The 17,441-nt window shown below is 72.8% G+C and carries 15 protein-coding genes; 11 read left to right on the forward strand and 4 right to left on the reverse strand.

All coding sequences use genetic code 11. From position 1 onward, the window contains the following. Nucleotides 1-3: 3 nt before the first annotated feature. A complete protein-coding gene (locus tag QSJ33_RS09090) occupies nt 4-300 on the reverse strand; it encodes a PH domain-containing protein (protein WP_285724793.1) in 297 nt (98 codons plus the stop codon). Further along, entirely contained in the window at nt 300-1,268 is a 969-nt protein-coding gene (locus QSJ33_RS09095) for a transketolase family protein (RefSeq protein WP_285724795.1), read from the reverse strand. Before QSJ33_RS09095 ends, QSJ33_RS09090 begins: the two co-directional genes overlap by 1 nt. Before the next feature lie 107 nt (nt 1,269-1,375). Here QSJ33_RS09095 and QSJ33_RS09100 point away from each other — a divergent pair, with 107 nt between their 5' ends. Beyond that, nucleotides 1,376-2,365, forward strand: a complete 990-nt coding sequence (locus tag QSJ33_RS09100; RefSeq protein ID WP_285724797.1) for a hypothetical protein — start codon at nt 1,376-1,378, stop codon at nt 2,363-2,365. Beyond that, complete coding sequence (gene hrpB / locus QSJ33_RS09105; RefSeq protein ID WP_285724801.1) at nt 2,365-4,833, forward strand: ATP-dependent helicase HrpB; 2,469 nt, start codon at nt 2,365-2,367, stop codon at nt 4,831-4,833. The genes QSJ33_RS09100 and hrpB overlap by 1 nt, the downstream gene beginning before the upstream one ends. Nucleotides 4,834-4,839: 6 nt before the next feature. On the opposite strand, the gene QSJ33_RS09110 is transcribed toward hrpB, so the two are convergent. Then, entirely contained in the window at nt 4,840-5,508 is a 669-nt protein-coding gene (locus tag QSJ33_RS09110) for an HpcH/HpaI aldolase family protein (protein WP_285724803.1), read from the reverse strand. A 68-nt stretch (nt 5,509-5,576) separates the two neighbouring features. Between QSJ33_RS09110 and QSJ33_RS09115 the strand changes: the two genes are divergently transcribed. The 9 genes from QSJ33_RS09115 (at nt 5,577) to QSJ33_RS09155 (ending at nt 16,400) form a co-directional block, all read left to right on the forward strand. Next, nucleotides 5,577-6,062: a GNAT family N-acetyltransferase gene (locus tag QSJ33_RS09115; RefSeq protein ID WP_285724805.1), complete on the forward strand. Its 486-nt coding sequence runs from the start codon at nt 5,577-5,579 to the stop codon at nt 6,060-6,062. Between the two features lie 313 nt (nt 6,063-6,375). Further along, nucleotides 6,376-6,744 (forward strand): holo-ACP synthase, encoded by a 369-nt coding sequence (locus QSJ33_RS09120; RefSeq protein WP_285724807.1) that lies wholly within the window; start codon nt 6,376-6,378, stop codon nt 6,742-6,744. A gap of 106 nt (nt 6,745-6,850) precedes the next feature. Then, entirely contained in the window at nt 6,851-7,708 is an 858-nt protein-coding gene (locus tag QSJ33_RS09125; protein ID WP_285724809.1) for a CheR family methyltransferase, read from the forward strand. Nucleotides 7,709-7,719: 11 nt separating this feature from the next. Then, complete coding sequence (locus tag QSJ33_RS09130; RefSeq protein WP_285724811.1) at nt 7,720-8,568, forward strand: HDOD domain-containing protein; 849 nt, start codon at nt 7,720-7,722, stop codon at nt 8,566-8,568. Beyond that, nucleotides 8,569-9,432 (forward strand): HDOD domain-containing protein, encoded by an 864-nt coding sequence (locus tag QSJ33_RS09135; protein WP_285724813.1) that lies wholly within the window; start codon nt 8,569-8,571, stop codon nt 9,430-9,432. It begins immediately after the preceding gene. Between the two features lie 9 nt (nt 9,433-9,441). Next, a complete protein-coding gene (locus tag QSJ33_RS09140) occupies nt 9,442-10,533 on the forward strand; it encodes a protein-glutamate methylesterase/protein-glutamine glutaminase (RefSeq protein WP_285724815.1) in 1,092 nt (363 codons plus the stop codon). Continuing rightward, nucleotides 10,533-11,414 carry a hypothetical protein gene (locus QSJ33_RS09145; RefSeq protein ID WP_285724817.1) on the forward strand — a complete coding sequence of 294 codons (882 nt, stop codon included), beginning with the start codon at nt 10,533-10,535 and terminating at the stop codon, nt 11,412-11,414. Before QSJ33_RS09140 ends, QSJ33_RS09145 begins: the two co-directional genes overlap by 1 nt. Beyond that, entirely contained in the window at nt 11,411-14,488 is a 3,078-nt protein-coding gene (locus QSJ33_RS09150) for a PAS domain S-box protein (RefSeq protein WP_285724819.1), read from the forward strand. Before QSJ33_RS09145 ends, QSJ33_RS09150 begins: the two co-directional genes overlap by 4 nt. Beyond that, on the forward strand, nt 14,478-16,400 hold the full coding sequence (locus tag QSJ33_RS09155) for an ATP-binding response regulator (protein WP_285724821.1): 1,923 nt from the start codon (nt 14,478-14,480) through the stop codon (nt 16,398-16,400). The genes QSJ33_RS09150 and QSJ33_RS09155 overlap by 11 nt, the downstream gene beginning before the upstream one ends. Here the strand turns inward: QSJ33_RS09155 and lpxD are convergent, their stop codons facing one another. Beyond that, entirely contained in the window at nt 16,401-17,393 is a 993-nt protein-coding gene (gene lpxD / locus QSJ33_RS09160; RefSeq protein ID WP_285724823.1) for a UDP-3-O-(3-hydroxymyristoyl)glucosamine N-acyltransferase, read from the reverse strand. It lies immediately after the preceding gene. Nucleotides 17,394-17,441 lie beyond the last annotated feature (48 nt).

Consider the following 17,441-nt stretch of genomic DNA (forward strand, 5'->3'; position numbering starts at 1 on the left):
GGCCTACTTCAGGGCCCGGCTCTGGGCGGCCTCGATGAGCTCCTTGATGCGGCGGGCGTCGGCCTTGCGGTGGCCGTGGCTGGTCAGGGGGTCGCTGCCGCCGGTGCTTTCCACCAGGATGTCGGCCCACAGCAGGCCGGTGTCGATGCGCACGCTGGCCACCTTGGAGAGGTGGATGCTGAGCTCGTTCACGGTGAGCCAGGACCGCTTGCGGCGAATCACCGCGGTCTCCGACACCTCGATGACCGTGGGGAAGAGGTGATTCCCCTTCGTCCACCGGCTGGCGCGGAAGGTATCCATCAGAGCGCGTCCTTCGCCGCGGCGGCCACGGCCTGGGGCGTGACCCCGTAGGCCTCCAGCAGCTTCTCGGGCTTGCCGCTCTGGCCGAAGGCGTCCTGGACACCCACGCGCCGCAGGGGCATGGGATGAGCTTCCGACAGGAGCTCCGCCACCACGCCACCCAGGCCGCCGTGGGCCTGGTGCTCCTCGCAGGTGACGACGGCCTTGTGCGTCTTCGCTAGGGCGAGCAGCGTGCCGCGGTCGAAGGGCTTGATCGTGGGGCAGTGCAGCACGGTGGCCTCGATGCCCTCGGCGGCCAGCAGTTCCGCCGCCTCCAGGCAGATGGAGGTCCCCAGGCCGCAGCCCGCCAACAGCACCTCCTGGCCGGGCCGCATCACCACGGCCTTGCCGATCTGGAAGCGGTAGTCCTCGGCGTGGATGCGGGGGAACTTGTCGCGGGTGAGGCGGATGTAGACGGGGCCCTTGTGGACGACGGCGGCGCGGACGGCCTGCTTCGTCTCCAGGGCATCGGCGGGGGAGATCACGGTCATGCCCGGGATCATGCGCATGAGGGCCAGATCCTCCAGGCACTGGTGGGTGCCGCCGTCCTCACCCACGGTCAGGCCGGCATGGGTGGCCACGATCTTCACGTTCTGATGGCCCACGCCGCAGGCCTGCCGTACGAATTCGTAGGCCCGGCCCGTGGCGAACATGGCGAAGGTGCTGATGAAGGGCACCACGCCCGTGGTGCTGGCCCCGGCGGCGGCGGCCACCATGCCCTGCTCGGCCGCGCCCATGTTGAAGAACCGCTCCGGGAAGGCCTTGGCGAACTTGCTGGTGCGGGTGGATCCGGCCAGGTCCGCGTCGAAGACGATGATATTGGCGCCTTCGTTGCCAAGCTCCACCAGGGTGTCCCCGTAGGCATCCCGCAGGCTGTCCATCACCACGCCCGCCTTGCCGCCCACGCCCGCCGTCTCCATGCCCGCCATGCCGATCTCCTCGAAGGAACCATTCTACGCGAAGGGGGGCGGTGCCGCCGGGCGGCGCCGGTACCGGGATCGCCAGGGGCGATCCCGCGGTCCGGTAGGCTGGAGGCATGGCCCGTACTCCCCGCCCCACCGCCCTCCTCTGGGGCGCCTTCCTCGCCCTCTCGGTGACGGCAGCCTTCCTGCGCCTTCGGTCCCCGGGCCACCCCGTCCTGCCCTGGCTCACGGGGACGCTCCTGGGGCTCCTGGCCCTGCGCCTCGCGGCCATGGCCGTGGACTGGCGCCGGGGGCGCCTCCCCGGCACGCGGCTCCTCCTGCCGGCGGTGCTGCTGGCGGAGGGCCTGGGCCTCGTCCTGCCCGGCGCCACCCCGGCCGCCCTTCGGATCCGCATGGGCACGGCCCTGGTTCTGGAGTCCCTGCTCCTGGTCCTGGCGGTCCGCGCCCTGCGCCAGGCCGGAACCTCCGCGGAAGGCTGGCCGGAGGACCGCATCGCCGGGGCCTTCGAGGCCTTCGTCCCGCCCCGGGCGGCCCGGCTCATGGCCCTCGAGCTGGTGATGCTGGGGGGCGCGATCCGCTTCCTCCTGGGCGGCTTCCGCGATCCCCTGCCCGCGGGCTTCAGCCTGCACCGGGAGGCCTTCCTGGGCAGCTTCCTGCCGGTGCTGCCCCTGCTCATCCCCGGGGACGTCCTGCTGCTCCGGGTCCTCTTCTCCGGCCTGCCCGTGGGCCTGCGCTGGCTCCTGCACCTGTCCACGGTCTACGCGGTGCTCTGGCTGTTCGGCCTCTGGGCCGGCCTGCGGCGGCGGCCCCACCGGGTGACGGACGAGGCCGTGGAGCTGAACCTCGGGCCCGTGAAGTCGGTCCGCCTGCGCCGGGACCAGATCCTCGCCGTGGCGCCCCTGCCGGAGTTCGAGGACGACTGGGCCCGCCACCGGCACCTGCGGGGCCTGCACCGGCTCACCACGCCCGGCCCGGCCGTCCTGGAGCTGCGCCTGCGGGAGGCCGTCCCGGCCCTGGGCCTCGTGGGGCCCACCGCCCCGCGGGACCGGGTGGCGGTGTCCGTGGACGATCCCGCGGCCTTCCTCGCCGCGCTGGGCGCCTGATGCGGACGCCCCTGCCCATCGATCCCCTCCTGCCGGAGCTCACGGCCTCGCTCCGGGCCCGGTCGAACCTCGTCCTCCAGGCGGATCCCGGCGCGGGCAAGACCACGCGGGTGCCGCCGGCCCTGCTGGAAGCGGGCCTGCTGGGCGGGGGCGAGTGCTGGATCCTGGAGCCCCGGCGCCTGGCCGCGCGTCTGGCCGCCACCCGCGTGGCCGACGAGCTGGGCGAGGAGCTGGGCCGGACGGCCGGCTACGCCGTGCGCTTCGAGCAGAAGGTCTCGAAGGCCACGCGCCTGCGCTTCGTCACCGAGGGCCTGCTGCTGCGGCGCCTGCACGGGGATCCGCAGCTGAAGGGGATTGCCGCGGTGGTGCTGGACGAGTTCCACGAGCGGCACCTGCACACGGACCTGGCCCTCACGCTGCTGCGCCGCCTCCAGCGCGGGGCGCGGCCGGACCTGAAGCTGCTGGTCATGTCCGCCACCCTGGATCCGGGCCCCGTGGCGGCCTACCTGGACGCACCCGTGCTCCGCAGCGAGGGCCGCGCCTACCCGGTGGAGACGGCCTTCCTGCCCCGGCCGGACGACCGGCCCCTCGACCAGCAGGTGGCCGACGCCCTGGATCGCCTCTACGGCGGCGGCCTGGCCGGGCACACCCTGGTCTTCCTGCCGGGCGCCGCGGAGATCCGGGCCTGCCTGAGGGGCTGCGAGGCCCTGGCCGCGCGGCGGGGCCTCAGCCTGCGGCCCCTGCACGGGGAGCTCGCGCCGGACGCCCAGGCCTTCGCCCTGGCGGCCTCCGACCGCCCCAAGGTGATCCTCAGCACCAACGTGGCGGAGAGCTCCGTCACCCTGGACGGCATCGGCGCCGTGGTGGATTCCGGCCTGGGCCGCGAGGCCGCGCACTCGCCCTGGTCGGGCCTCTCGGGGCTGCGCACCACCCGCATCAGCCAGGCCCGCTGCGTCCAGCGCACGGGCCGAGCGGGGCGCACGGGTCCCGGCCGCTGCCTCCGCCTCTTCACGGAGGCCGACTTCCAGGCCCGCCCCGGCTTCGACACGCCCGAACTGCAGCGGGCCGACCTGGCGGAGCCCCTGCTGGTGCTGCACGGCATGGGCATCCGTGAACCCGCGGCCCTGGACTGGTTCGAGGCCCCGCCGGCTCCCGCCCTGGAGGCCGCGGAAACGCTGCTGACGCGCCTGGGGGCCCTGGAGGCCGGCCAGCTCAGCGCCACCGGGCGGCGCATGGCGGCCCTGCCCCTGCATCCCCGCCTGGCCCGGCTGGCCGTGGCGGGTGAGGACCTGGGCATCCCCCAGCTGGCCCTGCGGGCCGCGGCCCTCCTGGAAGCCGGCGACCTCGCCGCCCGCCAGGGCCTGGAGCGGGCCCCGGCGACCACCGGTCACGGCGCGGATTCCGACCTGCTGCTGCGCCTGGACCAGTTCGAGGAGGCCGAGGCCGCAGGGTTCTCCGCGGGCGCCTGCCGGGCCGCGGGGCTGGATGCCTCCGCCGTCCACCGGGCCCACCGCGCCGTGCAGAGCCTGCGCCGCCACCTGCCCGCCCCGGCCGAGCCCCCCGACGCCGAAGCCCGGTTGCTCCAGGCCCTGCTCCGGGCCTACCCGGACCGGGTGGGCCAGCTCTCCGCCAACGGCACCTGCGCCTTCGCGGGCGGAGGCGGCGCCCGGCTGGATCCCCGCAGCCGGGTGCGGCGGCCCGGCCTGGTGCTCGCCCTGGAGGCCGAGGCGGTGAAGCAGGGCACCGGCACCCAGGCCCTCGTCCGGCTGGCCAGCCGCTGCGAGGCCGACTGGCTGCTGGACGCCTTTCCGGAACGGCTGGAGGACGTGGACGAGCTTTCCTTCCACGCCGGTGCAGGCCGCGTGGAGCGGCGCACGGAAATCCGCTTCGAGGGGCTCGTCCTCGACGCCAGCCGGGGCCCCGCCGATCCGGCCGATCCCCGCGTGGCGCCCCTCCTGGCCGAGGCCCTGCGGGGCCGCCCCCTGGACGAGGTGCCGGCCCGGATGCTGGCCCGCCTTTCCTTCCTGCGCAGGCACCGGCCCGACCTGGGCCTGCCCGAGGACCTCCTGGGTCCTCTGCTGGCGGGGGCCTGCGCGGGCCGGACCACCCTCCGCGAGGTGCAGGACGTGGACTGGACCGCCGCCCTGCGCCAGGCCTTCCCGCCCGAGACCCTGCGCCTCCTGGACGCCTGGGCCCCCGAGGCCATCCAGCTGCCCAAGGGCCGGCCCACGAAGGTGCACTACGAGGACGACCCGCCCTGGATCGCCTCGCGGCTCCAGGATTTCTGGGGCCTGAAGAAGGGCCCGACCGTGGCCGGGGGCGCCGTCCCCCTGACGTTGCACCTGCTGGCCCCGAACCTGCGGGCCGTGCAGGTCACCACCGACCTCGCCGGCTTCTGGCAGCGGGTCTACCAGGAGCTGCGGCCGGGCCTGTCGCGGCGCTATCCCAAGCACCACTGGCCGGAGTGAAGGGGCTCAGCCGCCCCACTCCGCCCGCAGGGCCCGGGCCCCGGCCTCCAGGAGGGCGCCGTCGGTGCCGGCGGCAAGGAGGGTGAAGCCCTGGTCGAGGTGGGTCCGAGCCTCGGTCCCGGTCATGCGGAAGATCCCCAGGGGCATGCCCGCGGCGCGGCAGGCGTCCCGGATCGCGTCCAGGGCGGCGCGGAAGGCCGGATGGTCGAACTGCTCCGGAATGCCCAGGCTCGCGGTCAGGTCGTAGGGGCCCACGAAGACCGCATGCACGCCGGGCACTCGGGCGATGGCGGCGATGTCCGCCACGGCCTCACGCGATTCGGCCTGGACCACCACCAGACCCCGGCCCCCCACGGCGCGGACGGCGGCCTCCGCCTGGGCCGCCGAGTCCACGTGGGGCACGATGAGGCCCGCCGCCCCGCAGGACGCCGCATCATTGAGCACGTCCGGGTCCCCGGAGGGCACCCGCAGGAGGCAGGGGACGGTGCCTGCCAGGACGGCCAGGGTCCGGGAGGCCTCGGCGGGGCCGTAGCCGCCGTGCTCGCCGTCCAGGAACAGCCAGTCGAAGCCCTGACGGGCCAGACGCAGGGCCACCTCCGGCCGGGGGATCTGGACCAGGGTTCCGAGCAGGCGTTCCCCCGCGCGGAGTCGGTCGCTGAAGGCAGGCTGGGACATGAGACACCTCCCTTCCAGCTTGGCCCAGGGGGCGTGCCCCGGACAGCCATTCGCGGTACCGTGGACCCATGCTGAGCTTCCGCCCCATCGAACCCCGGGATGACGCCGCCATGGCGGCCGTGATCCGCACGGTGATGCCCGAATTCGGGGCGGACGGCCCCGGCTTCGCCCTCCACGACCCGGAGGTGGATCACCTGAGCCGGGCCTATGCGGTGCCCGGCGCCGCCTATTTCGTGGTGGTGGACGAGGGCGGCCGGGTCCTGGGCGGCGGGGGCGTGGCGGCCCTGGAGGGCGGCGAGCCCGGCGTCTGCGAGCTGCGCAAGATGTACTTCCTCCCGGCGGCCCGGGGGAAGGGCCTGGGCGAGGCCCTGCTGCGCCACTGCCTCCGGGTGGCGAAGGACCTGGGCTACCGGACCTGCTACCTGGAGACCCTCACCGGCATGGACCAGGCCCTGAGGCTCTACGGGAAGCTGGGCTTCCGCCCGCTCTGCGCCCCCCTGGGCCGCACCGGCCACGGGGGCTGCGACCGCTGGTTCGCCCTGGAGTTGTCCTGATCCTCCCGACCGCCGGGTGACGGAGCAGAGCCCAGTGGGCTCTGCGGAGTCGGGCCCCGGCGAGGAGGGAATCAGGACCGGGTGGGACGAGCTCAAGCCCCCGCGCTCTGCGGAGTCGGGCCCCGGCGAGGAGGGAATCAGGACCGGGTGGGACGAGCTCAAGCCCCCGCGCAGGGCGGAGTCGGGCCCCGGCGAGGAGGGAATCAGGACCGGGTGGGACGAGCTCAAGCCCCCGCGCAGGGCGGAATCGGGCCCCGGCGAGGAGGGAATCAGGTCTGGGTGGGACGAAGGGCATCCGCTGTAGGATGGCCCCATGATCCTCGGCCTCGGCACGGACCTCTGCCCCCCCTCCCGCTGGCGCCGGCTGGTGGAGCGCTTCGGGGCGGAGAAGTGCGCCGGGCGGATCCTCCACCCGGACGAGGCTGCCTACCTCCTGGCCGGCAATCGGGAGCGGCTCCCCGAGCGGCTGGCCGGGCGCTGGGCCCTCCGGGAGGCCTTCGGCAAGGCCCTGGGCGTGGGCCTGGACGGCTGGTCCTGGAAGGAGCTGCGCTACCGGAACGGCCGCATGCAGGCCGAAGGCGCCCTGGCGGACCGCCTGGCCGCCCGGGGGGTCCGGACGCTCCATGGCAGCGTCAGCCATGACGGCGACCTGGCCCTGGCGGTCGTGATCCTGGAGGGCTGACCTCGACGAGGGGACCCCCCTCGCAGGGGTCGGGCCAGGCTCAGGGACCGCGTCTGAAAACTCAAGCCTCCGGCCAGGAAGCCGATCCCGCGGGAAGGACGACCGCATGGATCCCCTCCAGGCCAAGCAGCAGATGACCCTCGCCGAGTTCCGGAGCCTCCGGGACTTCATCTATGCCAAATCCGGGATCTTCTTCAACGAGTCCAAGCAGTACTTCCTGGAGAACCGCCTCAGCAAGCGCCTGGGGGAGCTGGGCCTGCGGACCTACGGGGACTACCTGTCGCTGCTCCAGGGCAGCCAGGGCCCCGCCGAACTCAAGCGCCTCTTCGTGGAGATCACCACCAACGAGACGAGCTTCTGGCGGAACCCCCCGCAGATCGAGGCCTTCCAGAACATCGTGCTTCCCGAGGCGGCGAAGCTGGCCCGGGAGCGGGGTCAGACCCGGCTGCGCATCTGGTCCGCGGCCTGCTCCAGCGGGGAGGAGCCCTACACCCTGGCCATGATCTGCCACGAACTCCGGGACACCGCGCTCCGGGGGTTCACCGTGGAGATCCTGGCCACGGACATCAGCGAGAAGGTGCTGGCCCAGGCCCAGGACGGGGTCTACAACGCCTACACCCTGAGGAACCTGACCCCCGAGCAGCTTCAGCGCCACTTCCTGACCCTGGGGCGCGACCTGTTCCAGGTGAAGCCCGACCTCCAGCGCTACACCGCCTTCCGGAACTTCAACCTGGTGGACTATGGCGGCTACCGGACCCTGGGCAGCTTCGATGTGATCTTCTGCCGGAACGTGCTCATCTATTTCGACGAGGCCGTGAAGGGCCAGGTCCTGAAGGGCTTCCACGCCCAGCTCCACCCCCACGCCTACCTCCTGGTGGGACACAGCGAAAGCATCCACGCCTTCAACACAGGATTCGAACTCCTGCACTTCAGCAAGGCCATGGGCTACCGGAAACGGGCCTGAGGGAGCACACCATGCCGATCACGCCGCAAGAACTCATCGCGAACCTGGGCGACCTCCCGCCCCTGCCCCAGGTGGCGACGCAGCTGCTGCGGGTTTCCGCGGATCCCGACGCCTCCGCGGAGGACCTCCGGAAGATCATCTCCACGGACCAGGCCCTCACCAGCCAGATCCTGAAGATCGCCAACTCCGCGATGTTCGGGATGATGCGCGAGGTGAACACCCTCACCCAGGCGATCATGACCCTCGGCTTCTCGACCATCAAGAGCGTGGTCATCGCCAGCTCCGCCAAGAACCTCTACCACCGCGGCACCGTGGGTCTCCAGGAGCGGCTCATCTGGGAACACGCCCTGGTGACCGCCATCGCGAGCCGCGCCTTCGCCAAGGCCGTGCGCTTCCCGCGGGTGGAGGAGGCCTTCATCGGCGGCCTCATGCACGACATCGGGAAGTCGGTGATGGGCGTGAAGTTCCCCGAGCGCTACGGGGCCCTGCTCCGCACGGTCTACAACGAGGGCGGCGACAGCCTGGCCCTGGAGCTGGACACCTTCGGTTTCGACCATGCCATGGTCGGGGAGGCCCTGGTCCAGCAGTGGAACCTGGCCCCCGGCCTCCAGCAGGCCGTCCGCTGGCACCACGATCCCATCCATGCCAAGGAGGAGCACCTGGCCCTGGCCGCCATCGTCGCCCTGGCCAACCACCTGGCCCTGGAGCAGAAGGCCGGCATCGGCAACCCGGCCCACCTGGAGCCGGCCACCCGCCAGGCCATGGAGATCCTCAAGCTGGGGCCCGAGGCCCTGGAGGCCCACAAGGAGAGCGTCAAGCATGCCATCGAGCAGGACAAGACGATGATCGCGGAGTTCTGAATGGTCACCCCGGAGCAGCTGGCCTCGCGTTTGAAGGCCAAGACCTTGCCCAGCCTCCCCCTCACGGTGGTGGCCCTGGGCGAGGCGGTCCAGGACGACCGCTGCACCGTGGACCGCATCCTCGGCATCCTCTCCAGGGATCCCTCCCTCTCGGCCACCCTGCTGCGCCTGGCCAACTCGGCCCTCTACGCCGGGGACGGCGCGGCGGCGGACCTGCGCACCGCGGTCCTGCGCCTGGGCTTCGATGCCATCGCCAACCTCGGCACCGGCGCCGCCGTGATCCGGACCCTCCGGGGCGGCGTCCACCTGGATGCCCTCCGCCTCTGGCAGCACAGCGTCGCCGTGGGCCAGACGGCCCGGGGGATCTGCCGGCTGGCCCGGCGCCACGGGCAGGCGGAGACCGCCTTCCTGGGCGGCCTGCTCCACGACATCGGCAAGGTCGCCCTGGACACCTGCTTCCCGGAGGAATACCAGGCGGTGCTGGCGAAGGTGGCCGCCGGGAGCTTCTCGGTGGACGCCGAGCACGAGCTGCTCGGCATGGACCACGCCCAGGCCGGCGCCCTGCTGGCGGGCGACTGGCACTTCCCCGAGCCCATCATCGAGGTCATCCGCGACCACCATGCCCCGAAGTCCGGCGACTTCCTGCCGAACCTCATCCACCTGTCGGACCTGCTGGTGCGGACCCGCATCCCGGTCGGGCCCGCGGACGAGCGGCTCAGCTTCTCCCTGGAGAGCCTGCCGGCCTTCCGGGAGGTGCTGGCCGGTTCCCTGGACAAGGACCTGGACGTGGAGCGCCTCACCTTCTCCATCGACGACGAGCTGGACCATGCCCTGGCGTTCGTCGAACTCGCCTTTCAAGCCTGAGGAGCAGTGATGACCGTCCGGATCCTGGTGGTGGATGACAGCCCCTTCATGCGGAAGTCCCTCCAGAAGATGCTGGAGGAGGCCCCGGACCTGAAGGTGGTGGCCACGGCCCGCGACGGCATCGACGCCCTGGAGAAGCTCGAGGAGCACAAGCCCGACCTCGTCACCCTCGACATCGAGATGCCCCGGATGGACGGGCTCACGTGCCTGCGGAAGATCATGGCCACCCATCCCCTGCCGGTGCTCATGGTCTCCAGCCTCACCCAGGAGGGAGCCCAGGCCACCCTGGACGCCCTCTCCCTCGGGGCCCTGGACTTCATCCCGAAGGAGAGCAGCTTCGCCACCATGAGCATCATGCAGATCCAGCAGGACCTGCAGGAGAAGGTGCGCCGCCTGGCCGCCAGCCCCCGGTTCCATCCCCGGCCCCCGGCCGAACCGCCGGCCGTGCGGCCCGCCCGCCCCGCGGTCCCCTCCGTCCCGATCTCCGCGGTCCCGATCCCCGCAGGCACCGCCCTCCCCGCCTCGCCCACCGCCGAACTGCTGGTGATCGGCAGCTCCACGGGCGGGCCCAAGGCCCTGCAGGACATCCTCCCGGCGCTGCCTGCCGACCTGCCCGTGCCCTGCCTCATCGTCCAGCACATGCCCAGCACCTTCACCCGGCCCTTCGCGGACCGCCTGGACGGCCTCTGCCAGGTGCATGTGAAGGAGGCCGAGCAGGGAGAGCCCCTGAAGGCCGGCACCGTCTACATCGCGCCGGGCGGCATCCACATGCTCTACGGGGCCCGCGGGCCGAAGGGCTGCGTGGAGCTCACGCCCGAGCCCGTCTCCTCCCTCCACCGCCCCAGCGTGGATGTGCTCTTCCAGAGCGTGGCGGACCACTACCGCGGCCAGGTGCTGGCCACCATCCTCACGGGCATGGGCGCCGACGGCGCCAAGGGCATGGAGCAGCTCAAGCGGAAGGGGGCCCACACCCTCGCCGAGTCCGAGGAATCCTGCGTCGTCTACGGCATGCCGCGGGCCGCCGTGGAGCGGGGGTGCGTGGACCTGGTGGCCCCCTTGCCCGACATCGCCGGCCACCTGCGCCGCCACTTCCGGCTCTGATGGACATCCCCGGTCCCCTGGTCCCCCTGGCCCTCGGGGCCGTGCAACTGCCCCCGGCGGCCGCGGCCTCGGTCTCCGGCCTCGATCTCCTGAAGGGACAGCTCCTGGAGGCTGTCCTGCTGGAGGTCCTGCCCGACAGCGTGCGCCTCCAGCTTCCGGGCGGCCAGGAACTGCGGGCCCAGGGCCAGCTCCCCTTCCCCGCAGGCAGCCTCCTGGCCCTGAAGACCTCGCCCCTGCCTGGGGGAGCCGGCCTGCGCCTCCAGGTGCTCGGGGCCACGCCCCCGCCCACGGATCCGGTCCTGGCTCCCCTGGCCCAGGGCGAGGCCGCGCCCCTCCTGGCCCGGCTCCAGGTCCCTTCAGAGGCCCTGAGGCCCCTGGCCGACCTGTTCCGGACCCTGGCCGGCGCCGAGGCGGCGGCGACGCCGGAGGGCTGGGCCACCCTGCTGAAGGCGGTCATGACGACCCTGTCGGATGCGGTCGCCTCGCCCCGGGAGGCGCCCTTCCACGCCCTCCAGGCCCAGGAAGGCACGGCCCTCTTCGAGATCCCCCTGCCCTGGGCGCCAGGCGCCGATCCCATGCGGATCTGGGTCGAGGCCGACGCGGCAGGCGGGGACGCGGAGGAGCCCACCCGCCGGGTGTTCCTCAGCGTGCCCTTCAGCGCCCTCGGCGAGGTGCGCCTGGGTGTGGAACGGAACCGCGCCGGGCTCCGCGCACGCCTCTGGCTGGAGGACCCCTCCCGCCTGGAAGGCCTCCGGGCCGGGCTGGAGGCCGAGCTGTCCACCCTGGGTGTCCCCGCCACCCTCCAGCTCCTGCCCCTGCCTACCGCCGCCCCCGATCTGCGGGCCCTGGCGGGGGGCAGCTCCCTTTCGGCCCTCGGATGAACATCCCGGAAGCCTTCCCGCTCGACGAGGAGCCCAGCGGCGCCCAGGGGCAGCTGGGACCCGCCCTCCGACGGTCGCGCATGCGCCCCCTGCCCGTGCTGGCGGCCTACCTGGTGCTCTTCATCCTCCTCCAGCGGGCGGCGGCCCACCTGGCCCCGGCCCCTGCGGTCAGCGTCTGGTACTTCCCCGCCGCCCTCAGCCTGGCGCTGCTGTTCATCCTCGGACCGGCCTACGCCCCGGCCCTGGCCGTGGCCGCCTTCCTCGGGAACCTGGCCCTGGTGCTCCCCCCCGTCGGCCTCCCGGTGTCCCTGGCCGCCCTCAACGCCCTGGCCCACGCCGCGGGCTACGGACTGGTGGCCCTGGCCTTCCGGCGGGGCGGCCTATCCCCCCGGCTGCGGCGGCTGCCGGATGTCGCGGGTTTCCTCCTCACGGCCATGGCGGGGCCGATGCTGGTGGCGGCGCCAGCGGTGCTGGCCCTCCGGGCGGGCTCGGAGCTCGGTCCCCTCTCCGCCTTCACCGCCTTCCACGCCTTCTGGCTGGGCGACACGCTGGGCATCCTCACCCTCGGCCCCTTCCTCCTGGTGTGGCTCCTCCCGCTGGTCCGGGGCGGGCGCCCGGCGTCCTGGCGGCCGGAGCGCCCTGTCGAGGCCGCCCTCCAGTCCGCGGCCCTGGCCCTGGGGGCCCTGGCCACGGTGGACCTGAGCGCGCCGGGGACCCTCCACCTGAAGTACGTGCTCTTCCTCCCCCTGCTCTGGGTGGCCCTGCGGGGCGGGATGAGGGCCCTGAGCCTCGCCATTCCCTTCCTCTCGCTCGTCCTGCTCGGTCTCCTGGCCTGGAAGGGGGGATCGACCTCCCTCCTGATCGACGCCCAGGCCTTCCTGGCGGTGCTCTTCGGAACGGCGCTGCTCATGGGCGCCGCCACGGAGGACCAGGCCGCCGCCCTCCGCGCCCAGGCGCGCCACACCGCGCGGCTGAACCAGCTCGTGGAGGGCACCGGCGCCCTCCCCTGGGAGATGAACCCGGAAACCGGCCGCCCGGGCCGCCTCGACGGCCGGGTGGAGGCCCTGGTGGGCTGGCCCCGCCCCGCCTGGCTGGCCCGGCCCTACTGGGGGGAGGTGGTCCATCCCGACGACCGGGCCGCCTTCCATCGCTTCTGCCGGGAGACGTGGCAGTCGGGGACCGGACGGCAGATGGACCTGCGGCTCCGCACCCCGGAAGGGGCGATCCGCTGGGTGCGGGTCCAGGCCGGCCCGGATCCCGCCCCGGACCGGACCATGGTGATGGGCTTCCTCTTCGACATCCACGCCCAGAAGCAGGCCGAGGAGGCCCGCCACCGCTTCTTCCAGATGACCGGCGAGCTGCTGGCCATCTGGGATGCGCAGGGCCGCCTCCAGGACCTCAATCCGGCCTGGGAGGCCCAGCTGGGCTACCGGCAGGGGGACCTGCTCGGCACGCCGATCCTGGACCTGGTGCACCCCGAGGACCGCGACCCCATCCAGGCCCTGCACACGCAGCTGGCGCAGTCCGGGGGTCCCCTGGGCTTCGAGGGCCGGTTCCGCGCCCGGGATGGCGCCTACCGGTGGCTCCTCTGGTCCGCCACCGCGCTGCCGGACCAGGGCCTGGCCTACGGCGTGGCGCGCGACATCACGGAACGCAAGGGGATGGAGCTCCGGCTGCGGGCCAGCGAGGCCCAGTACCGCTCCACCCTCGCCGCCCTGGAGGAGGGCGTGGTGCTGCGGGACGCGGAGGGCCGCATCCTCTCCCGCAACGCCGCTGCGGAACGGATCCTGGACGGCGAACCCTGGCTGATGGACAGCCCCTTCGACGCAAGCATGGACGTCACCCACGAAGATGGGACCCCCTTGCGGCCCGAGGAACTGCCGCCCCTGCTGGCCCTGCGCACAGGCCTTCCCGTGTCCGGTTCGGTCTTCGGCTTCCGCCGGAAGGACGGCCGCCGGACCTGGGTCCAGGTGGCGGCCCAGCCCCTGGTGGCCGACGGCGCGGTCCAGGGCGTCGTCTGTTCCATCGTTGACGTCACCGCCCAGCGGGCCGCCCTCGAGGCCCTCCACCACAGCGAGCGGGAGCTGCGGAGCATCCTGGACACCCTGCCCGACATGATCTTCCACCTGGACGCCCGGGGCACCTTCCTCGGGCTCAAGACCCCGAGCCAGGAGCAGCTCATCCAGCCGCCCGAGGCCTTCCTGGGGCGGACCGTGGCCCAGATCCTGCCCGAGCTGGCGGAACCCACCCTCGCCGCCACCCGCGCCTGCCTCCGGGAGGGCCGGCCCCAGAGCTTCCGCTACTCCCTGCCGGATGCCGCGGGGACGGAACGCCACTACGAGGCGCGGGTCATCCCCCACCGGGCCGACGAGGTGCTGGCCATCGTGCGGGACATCTCGGACTTCAAGCGCCACGAGGAGGCCATCCAGGTGGCCCTGCGGGAGAAGGAGGTGCTCCTCAAGGAGATCCACCACCGGGTGAAGAACAACCTCCAGGTGGTGTCCAGCCTCCTCCGGCTCCAGGCCGGATCCCACCCGGAGCCCGCCGTCCAGGCGGCCCTCCAGGAGGCCCAGGAGCGCATCCAGGCCATCGCCCTCATCCACCAGAAGCTGAAGCACTCGCCGGATCCCACCCGCCTGGACCTGGCCACCTACGTGGAGACCCTCGCCGAGCGCCTGGTGCGGAGCTATGCCAGCACGCCCACCCTGGTGGACCTGCAGATCCGGGTGGATCCGATCCGGCTCGGTCCCGACGAAGCCGTGCCCCTGGGGCTGGTGCTCAACGAGCTGGTGTCCAACGCCCTCCAGCACGCCTTCCCCCCCGGACAGGGCGGGAGCCTGGAGATCGACCTCGAGGGGCTGCCCGGGGGCCGGGCCATGCTCCGCGTGGCCGACTCGGGCAGCGGACTGCCGGACGGGACCGACCTGGAGCACGGCGGCCTGGGCTTCCAGCTGGTGCGCGCCCTGGCCGACCAGCTCGATGGCACACTCGAACTGGAGCGGCGCAGGGGCGCCGCCATCCGACTGACCTTCACCCCCCGTCCGGGCCCCGGCGCCGTTCCCCATGAATCCTGACAAGATCCTGATCGTCGAGGACGAGGCCATCGTGGCCATGGACCTGCGCCTCCACCTCCAGGCCCTGGGCTACGAGGCGGTGGGCGTGGCCTCCACGGGGGAGCAGGCCCTCCGCCTGGCCGAGGCGCACCAGCCCGACCTCGCCCTCATGGACGTCTCCCTCGGCGAGGGCATGGACGGCATCGAGGCGGCCCGGCGGGTCCAGGCCATGGGGGTTCCCGTGGTGTTCCTCACCGCCTATGCGGACGAGGGGACCCTCAAGCGGGCCAAGGAGAGCGGCCCCTACGGCTTCCTGGTCAAGCCCTTCGATGAGCGGGCCCTCCACTCCACCATCGAGATGGCCCTCCTCCGCCACCGCATGGAGCGCGAGCTGAAGGCCAGCGAGTCGCGCTTCCGGGCCCTCATCGAGAACACCCAGGACCTGGTGGCCATCCTGGATTCCAAGGGTGCCATCCGCTACGCCAGCCCCTCCGCCCTGCGCGTGCTGGGCTACCGGGCCGGGGAGCGGACCGGCTACTCCGTGTTCGACCTGGTGCACCCGGGAGAGCGGCCGAACCTCCTGGAGCAGTTCCAGCAGCTCGGGAACCATCCCGGCATGCTCATCAGCGTCGAGGCCCGCGGGCTCCACCAGAACGGGGGCTGGCGGCTGCTGGAGATCACCGCCCAGAACGCCCTCGACGTGCCGGGGGTGCAGGGGATCGTGATCCATGCCCGCGACATCACGGAGCGGCGGCAGGCCGAGCAGGACCGCCGGGCCATGGATTCCAAGATCCAGCAGGCCCAGAAGCTGGAGAGCCTCGGCGTGCTGGCCGGCGGCATCGCCCACGACTTCAACAACCTGCTCATGGGCATCCTCGGCCATGCCGGACTGGCCCTGATGGAGATGGCGGACGACAACCCGCTGAAGCGCCGCATGCTCCAGATCGAGGTGGCCGCCACCCGCGCCGCCGAGCTCACGAACCAGCTCCTGGCCTACTCGGGCAAGGGCCGCTTCCTCGTGGAGGCCATCTCCCTGTCGAAGGTGGTGGAGGAGATGGGCGGCCTGCTGGAGACCGTCATCTCCAAGAAGGCTGCCCTGGAGTACCGGTTCTCCTCGGACCTGCCGCCCATCGAGGGCGACCCCACCCAGATCCGCCAGGTGATCATGAACCTCATCACCAACGCCTCCGATGCGCTGGGGGGGCGTTCCGGCCGCATCCGCGTCACCACGGGCCTCATGCCCAGCGGACCGGCCACACCCACCCTGGCCGGCACCGCCCCCGAGGGGACCGCCGTGTTCCTGGAGGTCTCCGACACCGGGGCGGGCATGGACGAGGCCACCCTCCAGCGGATCTTCGACCCCTTCTTCACCACCAAGTTCACGGGCCGGGGACTGGGCCTGGCGGCGGCCCTGGGCATCATGCGGGGGCACCACGGCGCCATCCAGGTGGAGAGCCGGCCCGGCGAGGGCACCACCTTCCGCCTGCTCTTCCCCGCCGCCGTGGAAGTCCAGGCCTTCGAGGCCACGAGCCGGACCGGTCCCCAGCCCTACTTCGGCAGCGGCACCATCCTGGTGGTGGACGACGAGGAGAACGTCCGCAGCGTGGCCACCACCAGCCTGGAGCGGTGCGGCTTCACCGTCCTCACCGCCTGCCACGGCCGGGAGGGCCTGGAGCGGTTCCGCACCGATCCGGAGGGGATCCGCGCCCTGATCCTGGACCTCACCATGCCCGAGATGGGCGGCGAGGAGGTGCTGGCAGCCCTCCGCGCCGGAGGCGGCCCCGGCGCCTCGGTGCCCGTGCTCATCTCCAGCGGCTACAGCACCGCCGACCTCGCCCCGGAACTGCAGCGGCACGGGAAGGTCTTCTTCCTCCAGAAGCCCTACGGCCCCAAGGAACTGATCCGTCGGGTGCGGGAGTGCCTGGGGGAGTGATCAGGCCTTGGCCCGGAGCTGCTTCAGCAGCCGCGGCAGGCGGTTGAGGGCGGCCTGGGACTCGGTCCATTCGCGGTGGGGCCGGGCGGGGAAGCCGGTCACGAAGCTCCCCTCGGGCAGGCTCTTGGCCACCACGCTGTTGCCGCCCACGATGCTGCGGCTGCCGATCTCGATGTGGCCCACCACGCCCACCTTGCCCGCCAGGGTCACGTAGTCCCCCAGCTTCGTGGAGCCGCTGATGCCCGTCTGGCTCACCAGGAGGCAGTGCTCCCCCACCTGCACGTTGTGGCCCACCTGCACCTGGTTGTCCACCTTGGTGTCGGCACCGATGCGCGTGGGGCCCAGCACGCCGCGGTCCACGGTCACGCAGGCGCCGATCTCCGCCTCGTCGCCCACCTCCACCCAGCCCACCTGGGGCACCTTCTGGTGCCGGCCGTCCACCAGTACGTAGCCGTAGCCGTCGCTGCCCAGCACCGAATTGGCGTGGATCCGCACGTTCCGGCCCAGCCGGGTGCGCCGGTAGAGCACCACGCCGGAGAAGAGCTCGCAGCCCTCCCCGAGGACGCAGTCGTCGCCCACGTGGACGCCGGGGTGCAGGACGCAGCCCGCGCCCAGGACCGACCGGGCCCCCACGGTGGCCCCGGGGGCGACCCGGCAGCCCGCCCCCAGGGTGGCCGTGGGATGCACGGGGGTTCCCCCCCAGTCCGGCTCGGGTTCGGGGTGCAGCCAGCCGATGGCCTGGGCGAAGGCCCAGTAGGGGTTCGACACCCGGAGGACCGGGCGGTCCCCCAGGTCGGCGGAGGGATCCGCCAGGATCAGGCCCGCCCCGCTCCCCAGGGCCTTGGCGGCGTACTTGGGGTTCGCAAGGAAGGAGACGGAGCCCGCGTGGGCCTCGTCCAGCGGCCGTACTTCGGAAATGGGGCGATCCGGGGGACAATGCTCCAGTTCGCCTCCCAGCCTCGTGGCCAGATCCTGGGCGGTGATCCTCGACATGGCGGCCTCCTCGTCGGTCTTCAGTCTTCAGTCTTCGGCCTCCAGTTT

The sequence above is a fragment of the Geothrix rubra genome, from assembly GCF_030268065.1.
GTDB lineage: Bacteria > Acidobacteriota > Holophagae > Holophagales > Holophagaceae > Geothrix > Geothrix rubra.